The 18,211-nt window shown below is 72.5% G+C and carries 6 protein-coding genes and 1 pseudogene; 1 reads left to right on the forward strand and 6 read right to left on the reverse strand.

Annotation, left to right across the window (positions count from 1 at the left end):
• Nucleotides 1–11: 11 nt before the first annotated feature.
• The 5 genes and pseudogenes from ABD347_RS20855 to ABD347_RS20875 form a co-directional block, all read right to left on the reverse strand.
• Nucleotides 12–1,397 (reverse strand): annotated as a pseudogene (locus tag ABD347_RS20855) (amino acid adenylation domain-containing protein); the annotation flags it as partial.
• Nucleotides 1,381–8,400 carry an SDR family NAD(P)-dependent oxidoreductase gene (locus ABD347_RS20860; protein ID WP_344363520.1) on the reverse strand — a complete coding sequence of 2,340 codons (7,020 nt, stop codon included), beginning with the start codon at nucleotides 8,398–8,400 and terminating at the stop codon, nucleotides 1,381–1,383. The gene ABD347_RS20860 and the pseudogene ABD347_RS20855, both read right to left, overlap by 17 nt.
• On the reverse strand, nucleotides 8,393–10,753 hold the full coding sequence (locus tag ABD347_RS20865; RefSeq protein WP_344363521.1) for a beta-ketoacyl synthase N-terminal-like domain-containing protein: 2,361 nt from the start codon (nucleotides 10,751–10,753) through the stop codon (nucleotides 8,393–8,395). The genes ABD347_RS20860 and ABD347_RS20865 overlap by 8 nt, the downstream gene beginning before the upstream one ends.
• Nucleotides 10,750–11,880: a cytochrome P450 gene (locus ABD347_RS20870; RefSeq protein ID WP_344363522.1), complete on the reverse strand. Its 1,131-nt coding sequence runs from the start codon at nucleotides 11,878–11,880 to the stop codon at nucleotides 10,750–10,752. Before ABD347_RS20870 ends, ABD347_RS20865 begins: the two co-directional genes overlap by 4 nt.
• Before the next feature lie 142 nt (nucleotides 11,881–12,022).
• Entirely contained in the window at nucleotides 12,023–13,243 is a 1,221-nt protein-coding gene (locus ABD347_RS20875; RefSeq protein ID WP_344363523.1) for a beta-ketoacyl-[acyl-carrier-protein] synthase family protein, read from the reverse strand.
• A gap of 397 nt (nucleotides 13,244–13,640) precedes the next feature.
• Between ABD347_RS20875 and ABD347_RS20880 the strand changes: the two genes are divergently transcribed.
• Nucleotides 13,641–16,235 (forward strand): AAA family ATPase, encoded by a 2,595-nt coding sequence (locus tag ABD347_RS20880; RefSeq protein ID WP_344363524.1) that lies wholly within the window; start codon nucleotides 13,641–13,643, stop codon nucleotides 16,233–16,235.
• Between the two features lie 43 nt (nucleotides 16,236–16,278).
• On the opposite strand, the gene ABD347_RS20885 is transcribed toward ABD347_RS20880, so the two are convergent.
• Nucleotides 16,279–18,015, reverse strand: coding sequence for a 3-hydroxyacyl-CoA dehydrogenase family protein (locus ABD347_RS20885; protein WP_344363525.1), 1,737 nt, complete (start codon nucleotides 18,013–18,015; stop codon nucleotides 16,279–16,281).
• Nucleotides 18,016–18,211 lie beyond the last annotated feature (196 nt).

Consider the following 18,211-nt stretch of genomic DNA (forward strand, 5'->3'; position numbering starts at 1 on the left):
TCACCCAGTTCGATCCGGTGGCCGCCTATCTTGACCTGGTCGTCACGGCGTCCGAGGAACTCGATTTCCCCGTTCGGCAGGAGCCGCCCCCAGTCGCCGGTGCGGTACAGGCGGCCACCACTGGCAGGATCGGTGACGAAGCTGCGCCGGGTCCGTTCCTCGTCGCCGAGGTAGCCACGGGCGACCCCGGCGCCCGCGATGCAGATCTCGCCGGTGACCCAGTGCGGGCGCGGACGCAGCAGCCGGTCGGCGACGAAGACGCGCTGATTGCGCATCGATGTGCCGTAGGGGATGGAGGTGCGGTGGCGGGCCTCGGGGGTGATGCGGTGCCAGATGGACCAGATCGACGCCTCCGTGGCGCCGCCGAGGCTCCACTGGACAGCGCTCGGGAACAACGCCCGCACCTCGTCGGGCAGTGACACGGGGATCCAGTCGCCGCTCATCAGGACGGCACGCAGCGGCGGCAGGCTCGACGGAGGCCGCGGCTCACCGCTGACATGGGCGCACAGCATGGCCATGAGGGCCGGGACGCTGTTCCATACCGTCACAGCGCTGTCGGTCATCAGGCGCAGCCAGTTGCCCGGTTCCCGCTCGTCGCCCGGTGCCGGGACCACGACGGCGCCGCCGGCCGACAGGGGGCCGAAGATGTCGTACACGGACAAGTCGAAGTGCAGCGCGGACAGCGCCAGCACCCGGTCCTCGGCGGTGAGCGACAGTTCGTCGTTCACGTCGCGGACGGTGTTGACGGCCGGGCCGTGCTCGATCATCACGCCCTTGGGTACGCCGGTGGATCCGGAGGTGTAGATGACATACGCCAGGTCCTCCGGCGACACCGTGACATCGGGGCCGTCGGGGAGGTCGCCGGGCACATCGGGCCCTGTCACCGCGGTGACCTCGAAGACCTCGATCCCCTCGGGCCAGGGCACGGTGGAACGTACGCCGGGCTGGGTGAGGACCTGGCCGATCCCTGCCGCGGCGAGCACACCGGCGATCCTCGCGGCCGGCCAGTGCGGGTCGACGGGCACATAGGCGGCACCGGCGCGCAGGACGCCGAGGCAGCCCACGACCTGCTCCCAGCCCTTCTCCATGACCACGGCGACCAGCGACCCGGGGGCTGCGCCCGCGTCGGCGAGCCGGTGCGCCAGCAGGGCCGATTCGGTGGCCAGTTCCCGGTAGGTGAGGGTGCGCCCGGGGGTGATGACCGCGACCGCGTCCGGGGTCTCCAGGGCCCGGGCCACGACGGCGTGGTGCAGGAGCGCGTCCTCTGGGAACGGCGGCACCGGTACGGCGGCGGCCGGCTCGGGGCTGTCCGAGCTCCCGGCCGCGGTGAGCGCGCCGTGTCCCGTGCACGGCAGGCGGACGGGCTCCGCCCAGGCGGACTTAACGACAGAGTTCACGGATCAGCCCTTCGTACGCGGCGAGCATGCCGTCCACGACGCCCTCGGGGAAGGCCTCCTCGACGACGTCCCAGTTGAGAATCAGTGCACCGGCTTCCTCGAACGCCTGGTGGTCGAGAATGACCTGCGGCGTCCGCACCCCGCTCCATACCGGCGTCCCCGAGTCACCCATCAGGCACAGAGCACCCACCGGGCCCGCCTCGGACCCAGGGGCGGAGTGCACCTGGCCCCCCAGCGTGCTGTTGAAGACGACCGGCATACGGGCCCGTCCCGCCTCGCCGTCCAGCCGGCTCAGGTCACGCAGGAAGTCGAGACCGGTGTAGGCGGTGTGCTCCATGTCGAGCATGAGCTGCCGCTGCACGGCGGCCGCCGTCTCCCGGAACGGCGCGGCCTGGTCGACCCGTACCTCCAGCAGGTTCGTGGAGGAGAAGTTCCCCACCACGTCGGACATGTCCGTGGCACCAGCCGCGCCCCGGTGCGAGACGAGCACGGTGAGCGTGAAGTCCGGCGTCCTCGACCAGGTGGCCAGCACCTGGCAGTAGGCGGCGAGGACGGCACTGGAAGGGGTCACTCCGGCGGAGGCCGCGTTCTTCTTGAAACGGTCCCAGTCGTCGGGTTCGACCCGGATGAAGCGGTTACCGAAGACGGGCCGGGTGATCTCCCCCAGCTTCACGGCCAGCGGGAGTTCCGGGGCGGACGGCAACGACGCGGCACGCTCACGCCAATATGTCCGGCTCGGTTCCATGGCGTCCGAGGCCTGGTACTCCCGCAGCGCCTCCACGTGGTCACGGAACGAGCCGGCGGGGGCGGGGAGGTCGGCGTCCGGGTCACGGTAGAGCCGGGCCCACTCGTTGAACAGCAGGGTGCTGCTCGCCCCGTCCGAGATCAGTACATCGATGGCGACGTGCAGCCGGGTGATCGTGTCGTCGACGCGTGTGGCCCTGATCAGGAACAGCGGCCAGCGAGTGGTGTCGAAGGTGTGGGACGTCACCTCATCATGGATCTGCGCCAGCCGGGCCGTACGCTCCTCGGCGGTCAGCCGCCGGATGTCCTCGACGGGGATGGACCACCCGGGGACCTCGCCCAGCACCCGCTGGTGGCCGGCCGGATCGAACACGGCGCGCAGCATCTCGTGCCGCTCCGCCAGGCGCCGGAAGGCGTCCTCCGCCGCCCGGACGTCGAAGCCGGCCAGGTCGACCTCGATACACAGCACCGTGGGGACGTTGCCCAGCTCGAAGTCACCGGCCCTTCCCGCCAGGTACGCCTCCTGAAGCTTGGTCAGGGGAAAGGGGGGCGAGTCCGGGCGCGGCGGCCTCCCGGTGCGTCCGGCCCCGGCGGCCCGCTCGGGCGCGGCTTCGGCGGCCGGTCGGGACGCCGGATCCGCTACGGCGTCCGTGGCGGAGGCGGGAGCGGAGTCCGAGGCGGCTTCCGCCGGTTCCGAGACGGGAGCGGAGGTCTCTTCCCGGGGTGCGAAGAGCTCGGCCACGTGCTGGGCCAGCTCCTCGGGGCTCGGGTGGTCGAAGACGGCGGTGGCGCCGAGCCGCACCCCCAGGCCGCGGCCGATCCGGTTGCGCAGCTCCATCGACGTCAGCGAGTCGAAGCCCATCTCGTAGAACGACCGCTGGGCGTCCACGCGGTCGGGCTTGGTGCCGAGCAGGGCGGCGACATGGTCCTTGATGACGCCGAGGAGGGCCGCGATCCGCTGGTCCGCCGACGTGTCGGGGGACTCCAGCAGGGGACGAACCGCCTCCGTGGAGGAACCGGCACCCTGCGCACCGGCCACCGGAGCCGGTGCCCGATCAGCACCGCCGACGACCCTGGTGGGGGCGGGGACGGCGGATGGCGCGGACGCCGTGGCGGCCGGCGAACGACGGGCCTGGCGGGATGCGGACCGGCTCCGGTCACCCCGGGCCGTGCCATCAAGGCGCCGCCGCGTGAGGGCGGACAGCAGGAAGGGTCCGTCGACCGGGCCGGGCGTGTCCTCGTCGGGGAAAGCCAGCCGGGCCCCCACCAGTGCCGCGGTGCCGCTGGTCAGTGCGCTGTCGAAGAGCGCGAGACCGTCCTCGGTGGCGAAGGGCGCGACACCGTTGCGACGCAGCCGCAGCAGGTCCCCCTCGTCGAGGTGGCCGGTCATACCGGTCGCCTCCGCCCACAGCCCCCACGCCACGGCGTGCACCGGGCGCCCCTCGGCACGACGGAGGGCGGCGAACTGGTCGAGGAAGGTGTTGGCTCCCGCGTAATTGGCCTGGCCCGGCCCGCCGATGACGCCGTAGAGGGAGGAGAACAGGACGAAGCAGCTCAGCGGGTCATCGCGGGTCGCCACATCGAGGTGGAGGGCGGAGTCGGCCTTGCTGCGGAGGACAGCACGGAGCTGCTCCGGCGTCATGTTGGCCACGGTGGAGTCGTCGAGGACACCCGCCGCGTGAACGACGCCGGCGACCGGCCCGTTCGCGCGGACCTCGTCGAGGGCTCGCCGTACCTCGTCCGCGTCCGCGACATCGGCCGCCAGGACGCGTACGGTCGCACCGAGGCCGGCCATCTCGGCGCAGAACTCGCCGATGCCGGGCGCCCGTTCGCCGCTGCGGCTGATCAGGGCGAGCGAGGTGGTGCCCCACCGGGACACCAGGTGGCGGGCGATGGCGCGGCCGAGGGTGCCGGTGCCGCCGGTGATGACGACGGTGCCACCGCTCAGGTCGGGCGCTTCCGCCGTACCGCCGCCGGCCGGTGCGGTGTGCGGGGTGAGCTGCGGCACCAGCACACGGTCGGCCCGTACGGCGAGCTGTGGCTCGGTCCGTGTCAGCGCCCGTACGAGCGGGTCGGCCGACTCCAGGGCGTGGTCGTCGACGTCGACGATCCGGAACTGGCCGGGGCGCTCGGTCTGCGCGGAGCGCACCATGCCCCAGACCGCGCTGTCGCCCAGGGCGAACGTCTCGTCGCCGGGTACGGCGACCGAGTCGCGCGTCACGAAGGTCAGCACCGCGCGGCCCTCCAGGTCCTCGGCGCGCAGCCAGGTCTGGAGAATGTCGAGCGTGCGTTGCGCGGAGGCGTGGACCTGGGTCGCTGGGTCGTTCCCGCCCTCCGGTGACGGGACGACGACGTGCCAGTCGCCCGGGATACTGGAAACGATCATGATCGCCTCGTCGAGGGTGGCGACCGAGATGCCACCGCGATTGGCGTCACGGAGCAGGCCCGGCAGCCGGCCCTCTCCCCCGCCGACCACGCACAGGCGCGGCGTACCGGTATCGGAGGACCCGGCGCCGGCACGGGTCGCCTCTTCCCAGGCGACGGTGTACAGACCCGCACGGTCCAGGTCCACTGCAAGGTCCTGGTCCGGGCTCGGACGGGTGGCACGGGTGAGGTCCAGGTCGCGTACGACCATCCGCTCGACCGCCAGCACGACCGTGCCGTCGTCGGCGGTCAGGGTGAGAGAGATCGCGTCGTCGCCGACCCGGCGGGCGAACGCCTGGCATGTCTCACCGGGCATCGCGGGGCCGAGGCGTACGCCGTGGAAGACGAAGGGCACGGCGATCCGGCCCGCGGCGGGCTCGCCCAGCATCCCGCAGGCGACGGCGGCGTGCAGGGCGGCATCGGTCAGCGCCGGGTGCGCGGCGAAGCCGCTGTGGTTGACGAGCGCGGCGGTGGGCAGGGCGACGGCCGCACGGACGTCGTCGCCCTGGTGCGCGCCGGAGCGGACACCCCGGAACGCCTCGCCGTAGCCGTACCCGCGCTCGCGGAGCCGCGCGTACATGGCGTCCTTGTCCACGATGGCGGCGCCGTGCGGAAGGGCCAGGTCGGCGGCTGCAGGAGCGGGCTGTGGCCTGGGCACGGCCAGGACGCCGTCGGCGTGACGCTGCCAGGAGTCGCTGCCGGCCTTGCGGGAGTGCACGGTCACCGCTCTGGCGCCCCGCGCGTCGGCGGGCTCCACGGTCACCTGGACGTCGACGGGCGAGCCGTCCATCGGCAGGATCAGGGGGTCGCTGAGCAGCATCTCGTCGATGCCCTCGCAGCCCAGTTCACCGCCCGCCGTCAGCAGCAGCTCCATGAAGGCGGTGCCGGGCAGGAGGGCCGTGTCCTCCACGCGGTGGTCCATGAGCCAGGGGTGGCTGCGGACCGACAGACGGCCGGTCATCACCACCGTGCCGTTGGGGGTGTCGACGACGGAGGAGAGGAAGGGATGGGCGCCGGCGCGGACCGTTCCCCTCGCGCGTGGCACGGCGGCTTCGACGGTGGCCGGCTCCAAGGCCGGCCGCGCGGCTCGCGCGCCGACCGGGACGGGCTCGGAGGGCAGCCAGAACCGCCTGCGCTCGAAGGGGTAAGTGGGAAGCTCGGCACGCGCCGCGGCCAGGCTCGTGGCCGTGACGGAGTCGAGGACGGGCAGCAGCCGCTTCCAGTCCACCGGGTGACCTTGTACGTACGCCGTCGCGGCAGACATCAGGAAGCGTTCCCAGGTGCCCTGGTCGCGCTTGAGCGTGCCGCACACCGGTGGACGGCCGACCGTGCCGCCCAGGATGGCCTCCAGGGAGCCGGTCAGCACGGGGTGGGGGCTGATCTCGATGAATGCGTCGTAGCCGTGGGAAGCCATTTCCTCGATGGTCTCGGCGAACCGTACGCGCCCGCGCAGGTTGCGGTACCAGTACGCACCGTCGAGTTCATCGCCGCGCATACGGCGGCCCTCCACGGTGGAGAACACGGGGACGGCGGAGGCGCGGGCCGTGATGCCGGCGAGCCCGTCGGTGATGAGGTCTTCGAGTTCCTCCACGACCGGGGAGTGGGAGGCGCACTTGGCCGGGACACGGCGGGCGTAGACGCCACGGCTGTCGCACAGGTCCAGGAGCCGGGCGAGGCCGGGCTCGTCGTCACCGGAGAGGATCACGAAGGACGGCCCGTTGGTGGCGGCGATCACCAGATCGGCATCGGCCTCGGCGAGGAGGGCGGCGGTCTCGTCGGCGGAGGCGGCGACGGCCGCCATACCGCCCCTGCCGTGCCGCTCCAGGACCTGGCTGCGGCAGGCGACGACTTCAGCCGCCTGCTCCAGGTCAAGGGCGCCGGCCAGGCAGGCCGCGGCCACCTCGCCCTGCGAGTGGCCGACCACGGCCGCCGGTTCGATCCCGGCATGCTGCCACAGGGCCGCGAGGCCGAGCATGACGGAGAAGAGGAGCGGCTGGATGACGTCGGTGCGCTCCGGATCGACGCTGGTGTCCTCGCCGTGGAGCACGGCCATGAGGTCGTAGTCCAGGTGCGGTTTGAAGGCGGCGGCGCACTCCTCGACGCGCTGCCGGAATACGGGCGACTCGACCAGGAGCCGTGCGGCCATGCCGGGCCACTGGGAGCCCTGGCCGGGGAAGACGAAGACGGGCCGGCGGATACGGCGTGCCTCGCCGTGCACGGCAGCCGCTGTGGCGGTCTCCATGCCCCCGGTGCGGCCGGCGCCCCGGGCGCCGTCGGTGTCCTCGACGTCGTCCGCGAACTCCCGCAGTGCGGCGGCCAGTTGCGGGCGTCCGGTGCCGAGGAGGACGGCACGGCAGTCGTGGTCCTCGCGTTCGGTGCGCAGCACGTGGGAGAGGGCGGACAGGCAGGCGGTACCCGTGGCGATCCGGTCCGCCACGGCCCGGGCGTAGGCGCGCAGCGCGGTGGGCGTCTTGGCGGAGAGCTTCAGCACAGCCGGACGGTCCGCGCCGTCGTCCCCGGGTGCGACGGCGTCCCGGTCCTCCTCCCAACTCTCCAGGATGACGTGCGAGTTGGTGCCGCTGACGCCGAAGGAGGATACGGCGCACCGTCGGACCGAGGCACGCAGCGGCCAGTCGCGGTTGTGGCGCAGCACCTCCACGGTGCCCGACCAGTCGACGTGGGAGTTGAGCGGGCCGTCGACGTGCATGGTGCGGGGCATCTCCCCGGCACGCATGGCGGTGAGGCACTTGATCACACCGCCGACACCGGCGGCGGCCATGGAATGGCCGATGTTCGACTTGAGCGAACCGAGCCAGACCGGCTCGTCGCGCCGGCCCTGCCCGTACGTGGCGTGGATGGCGTTCACTTCGATGGGGTCGCCCAGCTTGGTCGCGGTGCCGTGCGCCTCGACGAGCTGGACGTCCTCCGGCCCGAGCCCGGCATCGGCCAGCGCCTGATTGATCACCTTCACCTGGGCACGACCGCTCGGGGCGGTCAGCCCGTTGCTGGCGCCATCCTGGTTCACCGCGGTGCCCCGGATCACGCCGAGGATGGTCCGGCCGAGCCGCTTGGCCTTCGCCAGCGGCTCCAGGACCAAGACGCCCGCGCCTTCGGCCCACACGGTGCCGTTGGCCGCGTCGGAGAACGTGCGGCAGCGCGCGTCCGGCGACAGCGCCTGCTTACGGGCGTAGTCGACGAACATGCCGGGCCCGGCCAGCACGGTGCAGCCGCCGGCGAAGGCCAGGTCGGTCTCCCCGCTGCGCAGCGAGCGTACGGCTGTGTGGATGGCGACGCCGGAGGACGAGCACGCCGTGTCGATGGTGAGCGCGGGGCCTTCCAGGCCCAGCAGATAGGCGATGCGGCCGGAGGCGACGCTGGGCGAGGTGCCGGTACCCATGAACCCGGCGGTCTCTTCCTGCCACTTCCACAGCGGCATGCCGTATTCGTTGGGCATCAGACCGACGAAGACCCCGGTGCGGGAGCCCTTGAGGGAGGACGGCACGATGCCCGCGCGTTCGATGGCCTCCCAGGTGACCTGGAGCAGGGTGCGCTGCTGCGGGTCCATGGCCTTGGCCTCGGCGGGGCGGATGCCGAAGAACGCGGCGTCGAAGGTGTCCGCGTCGTGCAGGAAGCCGCCCTGTCGGACGTAGGCGGGGTCGTACAGGTCCTCGGTGTGCCAGTCGCGGTTGGCGGGGAAGTCGCCCACGGCGTCGTGGCCGTCCCGGACGAGCTCCCAGAGGGATTCGGGGCCGGTGACCCCGCCGGGATAGCGGCAGGCCATCCCGATCACGGCGATGGCGTCGCGTGTCGCGTCGTACTCGGCCATCTCAGCCATGCTCGGACTCCATCTCTTTGTCGACGCGCTGCGCCAGTTCACTGAGGGTGGGGTGGTCGAAGAGGACCGTCTCGGACAGGTCCAGGGCCGTCGCGTCGACGATGCGGTCGAGGAACTCGATGAGCGACATCGAGTCGATGCCCTGGTCCGTGAAGGACAGGTCCGGGTCGAGCCGGGGGACCGATCCGCCGAGCACGACGGCCAGTTCGCGCTCCAGTACGGAGCGGACGAGCCACTCGCGGTCGGCACCGGGCGCGGTCCGCAGCCACGTCACGCGGAACAGGGCCGCCGGTCCGGCCTCACCGGTCTCCGGCCCGGCTTCGGTCTCCGCTACGACTACGGCCGTCGGTGCGGCTGCGGTCTTCGGTGCCGCTTCGGTCTCCGGTCCGGCCGCGCCGGCCGGCGCGTTCCCGGATCCGGAACAGGGCGGTTGCCCGGAGCGGGGCGGGGGCTCGGGTCCGGTCGATGCGGCCCGGACGGGCGCGGGTGGTACGTCCCGGACGGGCGCGGGTGGTACGTCCGGCTCCGGCGCGGCGGGGGCGGTCCCACCGGGGAGAGGAAACGTTTCTCTGCTGAAGCGGTAGGTCGGCAGGCCCAGCGCCCTGCGCGGCCGGTCACCGACCAGGGCGCGGACCGAGGCGCTGTCGCCGCCGTGGACGTAGGCGCTCGCGGACTCCACACAGCGCACGCCGTCGGCTCCGGCCGCGGTAAGCCAGTCGGCGGGGACGGCGAAGCCATGGCCCGCGGCCACCTTCGCCAGCCCCTCGCGGAGGTGCGTCCACCCGGCCCCCACGACCGCCGCGCGGTGCTCCCAGTGGGTACGGCGGACCAGGGCCTCGGCCACGGCGCCGACCGGCGGCCGCCCGGTCGGGAACGGGTGGTCCAGCAACGCCGCCGCCAGCTCCCGGACGGCCTGGGGTGTGCGCCCGGACAGGCACCAGACGGTGGGCTCCTCCTCCGTGTCGTCCAGCCGCTCGCGCGCGGCCGCCGGCGCGGGGCCCAGGATCACGTGGACGTTGGTGCCGCCCATGCCGAACGAGCTGACGCCGACGGCCTCGCCGTCCCCGAACGGTCGGTTCTCCAGCCTCGTGACGACCTCGATGTTGAGTTCGCGGAACGCGATGGCCGGGTTGCCCGCGCTGTGGTGCAGGGTCGGCGGCAGTTGCCCGTACCGCAGCATCAGGCACGCCTTGAGGAATCCGGCCATGCCCGCAGCGGATTCCAGGTGCCCGATGTTCGTCTTCACCGAGCCCACCCGTACGGGGCTGCCCTGTGGCCGGCCCCGGCCAACGGCCGCACCGACGGCGCGCGCCTCGACGGGGTCACCCACGGGGGTGCCGGTCCCGTGGAGTTCGATGTACACGATGTCGTCCGGGGTCACACCGGCGGCGGCGTGGGCGGCGGTCATCGCCTCGTACTGGGCGTCGGCCGAGGGGACCGTGAGCCCGCCACGCCCAGCGTCATTGCTGGTCGCGCCGGCGAGGACCACGCACTGGACGGGATCACCGTCGCGCAGCGCGGCGTCGAGCGGCTTGAGGACGACACAGCCGCCGCCCTCGCCGCGTACGTAACCGTCGGCGCGGGCGTCGAAGGTGCGGCAGTGGCCGTCCCGGGAGAGACCGCCCCACAGGTCGATCTGGTCGGTGACGCGCTGGAGGAGGTTGAGGTGGACTCCGGCCACAACGGCCGCCTCGCACTCACCCGTCCGCAGGGCGGTCAGCGCGCGGTGCACGGCGGCCAGCGACGAGGACTGCCCGGTATCGACGACCTCGCTGGGGCCGCGGAACCCGAAGTGGTGGGAGACCCGGTTGGCGAGCATGCAGCGGCTGCTGCCGGTGTGGCCGAACCGGTCCAGGGCGCCTGAGGTGAGGTACGTGAGACGGAAGTCGTCGGCGGAGGCGCCGACGAAGACTCCCCAGCGGCTGCCGTGCACCTCCGCCGCCGGCATGGCGGCGTCTTCCAGGGCCTCCCACGCGAGTTCGAGCAGGAGGCGCTGCTGCGGGTCCATGGTGCGGGCCTCGCGCGGCGAGATCCCGAAGAAGCCCGCGTCGAAGCCCTCGACGTCGTCGACGAAGCCACCACGACGGGCGGCCGGCACCGCGGAGCCCGCTGCTGCGGCGGCGTTCTCCCGGGCGGCCGCGGCGGCGGCGCTGTTCGCCGGGGTTCCCGCTGTGGCGGCCCCGTGGGCGCGGTCGGTCCACCGGTGCGGCGGTACGGCTCCGACGCTGTCCACGCCGCCGACCAGGTTCAGCCAGAAGTGGGCCGGGTCCTCGGCACCGGGGACGCGACAGGACATACCGATGACGGCGATGGGCGCCGGACGGTCACCGACGGGGTGCGGTACCGAGGTCACGCCGCCTCCCTCCCCGGTACCGGGCCGGGACCGACCCGCAGGGTCCGCAAGCCCCGGAAGGTGGGGCTGGCCTTCCACTCGTGGGCGGCGGCGGACTCGGACACCCGCAGCCCCGGACAGCGTTCGATGAGCGTCTCGAAGGCGACGATGACTTCGAGACGCGCCAGGTGCTTGCCGATGCAGTTGTGGATACCGCCGCCGAAGGCGAGGTGCTCACGGCGGGGCGCGCCGATGTCGAAACGCTCCGGTTCGTCGAACCGGCAATCGTCGCGGTTCGCGGCCGCGAAGGCGAGGAAGACGATGGCTCCCTCCGGGATGGTCACCCCGTTCAGCCGCACCTCCTCCGTGACGTAGCGGTAGAGGGACAGGTTGAAGGGCGACTGGTGGCGCAGCATTTCCTCGACCGCGCCCGGCACCAGCGTGGGGTCGGCCCACAGCCGGTCGCGCTGCACGGGGTGGGCGTCGAGCGTCAGGAAGCCGGTGGTGATGAGGTTCGCCGTGGTCTCATAGCCGGCCGCGAGCAGCGCGTACGCCTGCGCGACGGCCTCGGGCTCGTCGAGGGACGTGGCGAGGTGGCTCAGGACGTCCTCTCGGGGAGCGTCCCTCCTGGCCCGGATCAGTCCCCGCAGGTACTCGGTCATCGAGCCGGTGTCCCGCCGCAGCGCCTCGGGGGTGGCATCGCCGGTGATGGTCTGGACCCAGCCGTGGAAGGTACCCCGGTCCTCGTCCGTCACGCCGAGAGTGCGGCAGATCACCGATATGGAGAAAGGAAAGGCAAAATCCTGGACAAGATCGAAGCTGTCGGATCCGGCCACGGCGTCCAGCGTTTCGTGTGCGCAACGGCGGATGTCATCCCTCCGTGCGGCGACGGAACGGGCGGTGAAGGTCGCGTTGAGGGGCTTGCGCAGCCGGGTGTGTTCCGGCGGATCGTTGTTCGCCATGTTGTCGTAGAGCAGCGACGAACGGGCCCCGCCGCCCGTCCCCTCGGCACCGCCGGAAGAGTGCGCCGCGAAGAGCGGCATGGCCCGGTCGATACTTTTACGGAATCGCGGGTCCTGGAGAACGAATTCGATGTCCTCGTACGAGGTGATCAGCCAGGCTCTCAGGCCGGGCGGCAGGTAAGCCATTCCCGTCGTGAGAACGATTTCCCGCGGCTTGTTCCCATCCCGTCTGACGGTTCGGTACACCCGGTGGGGATCTGCGTAGAATTCCTGGTCAAGTGCTGTCGGACACCCATCGGGTGCGTCACGGCCTGGCATTTCACTCTTTCTAGGGTCGTCCGAGAATCAGCGACACGTTGTGTCCGCCGAAACCGAAGGAATTGGCGAGCGCGACGTCCCAGGTACCGGTGCGGGTCCGGCCCGCGGCGACGTCGAGCGGCACGTCGGGGTCGAGTTCGTCCAGATTGCGGGTGGGCGGGACGGTTCCATCGCGCAGCGCGAGCATGGCGGCCACGGCGCCGAGGGCCCCGGAGGCGCCCAGCAGGTGCCCCGTCATGGACTTCGTCGCCGTCACCACCGGGTGCGTGCCGATGGCTTCGGCGACGGCCTGGGCCTCTGCCACGTCGCCCTGGGGGGTGGACGTCGCATGCGCGTGGACGTGGCCGATGTCGGCGGCGGCGACCCCGGCGTCCCGGAGAGACATGCGCATCGCGCGGACCTGGCCGACCACGTCCGAGGCGGTGATGTGGGAGGCGCTGGAGGTGACGCCCGCACCGAGCAGGACACCGTGCGGCTTGGACACGCCACGAGCACGGGCGTGGTCGGCGCGCTCCAGGACGACGACGGTCGCGCCCTCGCCCAGGACGAAGCCGTCGCGGCCGACGTCGAACGGGCGGCACGCGCGCTCGGGGTCGTCGTTGCGCTTGGACAGCGCCGTCATCTGCGCGAACGCCGTCAGCGGCAGGGCGTGGACGCTGGCCTCGACACCGCCCGCGACGACGACGTCCGCCCGGCCGGCCCGGATGAGGTCCAGGCCGAGCGCGAGGGCCTCGGCGCCGGACGCGCAGGCGCTCACCGGTGCGTGGGCGCCGGCGAGCGCGCCGAGCTCCATGCTGACCCACGCGGCCGGGCCGTTGGCCATCAGCATGGGAACGGTGTGCGGCGAGACCCGGCGCGGTCCTGAGGTCTCCAGTACCTGGTTCTGGCCGAGCAGGGAGGTGACGCCCCCGATGCCGGTGCCGAGGACGACGGCGAGGCGTTCCCCGTCCACCTCAGGGCTTCCCGCGTCCGCCCACGCCTCCCGGGCGGTCACCAGCGCCATCTGCTCGGACCTGTCCAGCCGGCGCGCCTCGGTGCGCTTCATCGCGTCGGCCGGATTCACGGGGAGCTGAGCGGCGAGGCGTACTGGCAACGGCTCGGCCCATGATTCCTTCAGCGCCTGAATTCCGTTGTCCCCGGACCGCATCGCCGCCCATGTGGTGGCCATGTCGGCACCGATGGGAGTCATGGCCCCGAGACCGGTTGCCCATACGTCGATCGCTTTCTGCATGGCCCAGGACGCTAGCCACCCGGCAAGCCCATTGGCAAGTTTCCAATTCCCTTGTCATCGGCGCGAATAGGGGGTGGGAACAACCCCCTATTCACCACCCCTGACCAATACCGTCAGCCTCCCTAGGGGGTGCCGCAAAAGTGGTAAGGGGGTTGGAAACCCCGGCGCGTAATGCGACCGCTTCCCTTCGCGCTCGGGTGCGGGAGGATCCTTCCGGGCGGCTTCGGTATCCGCTGTGTGGCCGGACGGCCGACCACGCCTCGGGTCGGCCCGGCCGGCCGTCCGGCGTGCTGCCGTCGACCGGACCATGCTCTCTTGGACCGCCCCTCGCCCGTGTTTTGATCTACGTGGTTGCGCTGCGCGGCACGGAGCGTCGGCGGTCTGTAAGGAGGCATCGGTGGAGTTGGTGGACGGATCCAAGGGGCGGCATGTCCTGGAGGAGCTGTTCGCACAGGCGCGGAGCGGCACGGGGAGAGCGGCCCTGGTGGTCGGCACCCCGGGTATGGGCAAGACCACACTGATCCACCATGTCCGCCGCCATGCCCGCGCCTTGGGGGCCGTCGTCCTTTCCGCCGTCGCGTCCCGGGCGGAACGCTCGCTCCCCATGGGCGTGATCGACCAGCTCACCGTGGCCGCCGGCGGGCTGCCGGACACCGGCGGCCCCCGCGCTCCACACATCGATGGCGAGCCGGGGGGCCACGGCCAGGCGGCGGCCGTCCACCGCTTCCAGGCCCTCGCCCAGCGCCTCGCCGAGCACCAGCCGCTCGTCGTCACCGTGGACGACGTCCATGAGATCGACGCCCCCTCGCTGGAGTCCTTGCTGTATCTGGTACGGAGGGTGGCGTCGACGCCGGTGCTCGTCGTGCTCGCCGAGCGGTCCCTCGCGCCCCACGCGGCCTCCGCGCTCACCGCCGAGTTCGTCCGCACCCCGCACTGCGAACTGCTCCACCTGGCGGGCCTCTCCCCCGCCGGGGCCGTCTCCGAACTGGCCGTCCGCCTCGGCGAGGAGGCCGCACGTGCCGCCGCGCCCCGCTGGTTGCACGCCTCGGGTGGCAGTCCCCTGCTGCTACGGGCGCTGCTCCAGGACCGGGACGCCGCGGCGGCAGCCCCTGACGGTCCGGCCGACAGGGACGACGCGACCCCTGAGGCGGGGCCGGAAACGGCAGTCGCCCCGGTGGCGGGAGACGCATGGGAACTGGCCGTCAGGTACCTGCTCGGCCAGCTCGATGACGACACTCTGCGCACCGCCCGCGGGCTGGCCGTCCTGGGCGACACGGCACCCCCCGGAGACCTGGAGCGGCTGCTGGGCCTGCCCGTGGGATCGGCCACGCGGTCCCTGGCCACGCTCGACGCGCTGGGCCTGACCGCGAACGGCCGTTACCGCCTGGACCGGACGCGCACCACCGCCCTGGCGGACATGGCGCCGGAGGAGCGTGCCGTACTCCACCACCGTGCTGCGCGGTTCCTGTACGAGGACGGGGACACCTCCGGCGAGGTGGCCCGGCACCTCGTGGCGGGAGGCCGGCTCTCCGAGAGCTGGGCCCTGTCCGTGCTGCGGGACAGTGCCGCGCAGGCGCTGCGGGACAACGCCCCCGACTGGGCGATCACCTGCCTGCGAGTGGCCAAGGACGCGTGCCCGGACCCGGAGTCGGCGGCGAGCGTACGCTCCGAGCTCGCCCAGGCGGAGTGGGAGGTGGACCCCGGCTCCGTACGCCGGCATCTGGAAGCACTGCTGGACGCCCACCGCTGCGGACGGCTGGACCGGCGGCAGAGCATCCGGCTGATCGGGTATCTGCTGTGGCACGGCAGACCGGCGGAGGCCGACGCCCTGTTCGCAGCCCTCGACGGAGCCGAGGAGGAGCTGCTGGAGGAGTCCCTGGCGCGGCTGGAGACCATGAGGGTCTGGTTCGCGCACGCGTATCCCGCGCTGGGCTCCCGGTACCGGCACAGCGCCGCCCTGGAGGAGATGGCACTGGGCCGCAGCGTCGGAGCGGTGGACCCACAGGCCGACGGTGCGCTGGTGCTGTACACGCTGATGGCCGAGGGGCCCACCGTCCGGGTGCTCCAGACGGCGGAACGATTGCTCCAGGGCGTGTTGCTGCACGATCCGCCCGTGGCCCCGGCGATCGCGGCACTGGCGACGTTCATGCACGCGGCGCAGTTGGACCGCGCCGCGGAGTGGTGCGACCAGCTCGTACGGAGTGCCGAGCGGCGCGCGCCCACGGTGCGGGCCTTCCTCGCGGCGGCCAGCGCGGCCGTGGAGAGCCGGCTGGGCAACGCCGACGTCGCCAGGCGGCGGGCGGACGAGGCGCTGACCCTGCTGCCGCCGGCCTCCTGGGGCATCGCCATCGGGGTGCCCCTGGCGGCCAAAGTGCTGGCGTGCACGGCACAAGGCGACACCGAGGCAGCCGCCGAGTGCTTCCGCACGCCCGTGCCGGAGGCGATGTTCCAGACGCTGCCGGGACTGCACTACCTCCAGGCGCGAGGCCGCTATCACCTGTCGGTACGCCGCTACCACGCCGCCCTGGGCGACTTCCATGCCTGCCGTGACCTGATGGCGGCGTGGCGGCTGGACGTGTCGACGGCCCTGTCCTGGCGGGCGTACGCGGCCGAGGCACTGATCGCTCTGGACAGCCCGGCGCAGGCGCGGGAACTGCTCGCCGAGGAGCTGACACGGCAGAGCACGGCCAACCGTTGGATGCGTGAGGAGTCGCTGCGCGTTCTTGAACAGCTCGGCGCCGACGCCTCCCCCGACCGTCCGCACTTGGGCCGGCGGTCCGCCCCCAGGGCCGGTGCGGAACTCAGCAAGGCCGAGGGACGGGTCGCCGTCCTGGCCTCGCAGGGCTACACCAATCGGGAGATAGCCGAGAAGCTCTTCGTCACCGCGAGCACGGTCGAGCAGCATCTCACCCGCGCCTACCAGAAGTTGGGGGTACGCGGCCGTGCCGGGCTGCCCTCGGCGCTGGCGGGCCGGACCGCGTCGGGTGCCTGACCGGGCGAATGAGCCGACGGGATCGGCACCTGACCAGGGTGAGTCAGCCGACGGGATCGGCGTCGGGGGGGCAGCCATCGGCATCGGGGAAGCGGGGGCCGTCGCCGGTCGGCGTACGCCGGAAGCCGTGGTCGCTCGTGCGGCCCAGGGCCCCCCGCCCCACGAGCTGTTCCAGCAGTCGCGGCGGCGGGCCGTCGGTCTCCGGATACGCATCGTGCAGCCGTCGCAGGGCAGTGAGGGAGGCGTCCAGGCCGATGGTGTCGAGCATCGTATAGGGGCCCATCCGGTGCCCGAAACCGCTCTCGACCGCCGCGTCCGTCGACCGGGCGTCGGCGTCGGGGTGGTCCAGCAGCTCCACCGCGTGTGCGAGGTACGGGAACAGCAGCCGGTGGACGACGGTGCCGGGCCGGTCCCAGGAGGTGATCGCGGTCCTGTCGAGGCGGTCGCAGAACGCGCGTGCGGTGCGGACCGCGCGGTCGCTGGTGAAGCGGGTGCGAACCAGCTCCACCAGCGGGGTGGCGGGGACCGGCCCGGAGAAGTGCAGACCGAGCACGTCGCCCGGTCGCCCGGAGGCCTGTGCGCAGGCGGTCACGGACACAGCCGAGGACGCCGTGGCCAGGAGCGTGCCCGGCCGGCACACGACGCCGAGAGTGGCGAACACGTCGCTGATGTGGGCTGGTTCCGCCAGGGCCTCGATCACCACATCACAGTCGGCGAGCGGCCTGTACGCGTCGATCGCGCAGGCCCGCCGTGCGGCCGTTCCCCTTGCCGGGCCGTGGGCCACCACCGCGGTCAGTCCGGCCGCGACGACGGCGTCGGCGATGGCGCGCGCACCGGTACCTGCTCCCACGATTCCGACGCGTCGCACGACGCCGGCGTTCGGCCCGCCATGCTCCCCGGCCGGGGCGGTAACCAGCGGAGCGGCAGCGGCGGATGGTGGCGGGCAGGGGCGGCCGAGGTCGTCGTACGTGTAGAACCCCTCGCCGCTCTTGCGGCCCAGTAGTCCGGCGTCCACGAGGGAGGACAGCAGCGGCGCGGGCCGGAACCGCGGGTCACCGGTCTTGGTGAATAAACGGGTGAGGACGGTGTGGACGGTGTCCAGACCCAGCTCATCCACGAGGCGCAGCGGGCCGGTCGGCAGTCCGCAGCCGATGCGCATCGCCGTGTCGATGTCCTCCTGGGACGCGTGCCGCTCCTCGGCAAGGGTGACGGCACGGTTGAGGAAGGCGTGGAGCAGCTCTGCCGCTTCGGCTGCGGGCCGTCCGCCGATGGCCACCGGTACGAGCCCCAGCCGAGCGACCAGGGTATCGAGCACGGCTACGGCGTCCTCGGCGCTCATTGCCGTACGGACGGGCTCCACGCCCCGGCCCGGCGCGGGTGGCCTCAGGACCCGCAGCCCCAGGGTGGCGGCCGACCGGCCGGAGGCGATGGCCAGACGCGTCAGGGGCAGCCGTGCGGTGGTGGTGACCAGCACGGTGCGGTCCCAGCAGACGCTGTCGAGCCCCCTGAGCACCGCGGTCTTCACGGCCAGGAGCTCGGGCACGGCTTCGACGACGAGGTCGGCATAGCCGAGTGCGGCGATCTCGTTGGTGAGGGTGTACGTGCCGGCGGCGCCGTCCGCGGCCTCCGCCGCCTTCATCCGGCGGTCCACCCGGGCCAGGACATCAAGTCCGGTGTCGACCCCGACGGCGTGGTGACCCGCAGCGCGCACCATGCCCAACAGGGGTTCTCCGACCGAGCCGAGTCCGACCACGCCGACGACCGAACGCCCTCGCCCCATGACGTGCGTGTTCCTCTCTGTGTCGTCCCCTGGGGCCTGCCCTGGCCCTGGTTCAGCCTTGCTCGGCGCGGAAGCGGTTGATGGCGTCGATGTGCTTGTCCCGCATCTCCTGGTTCTTCACGCCCATGCCCTCCTCGGGGGCGAGGCACAGGACGCCGACCTTGCCCTGGTGGAGGTTGCGGTGGACGTCGTACGC

The organism is Streptomyces gobitricini, assembly GCF_039532985.1.
In the GTDB taxonomy this organism is placed as follows: Bacteria; Actinomycetota; Actinomycetes; order Streptomycetales; family Streptomycetaceae; genus Streptomyces; species Streptomyces gobitricini.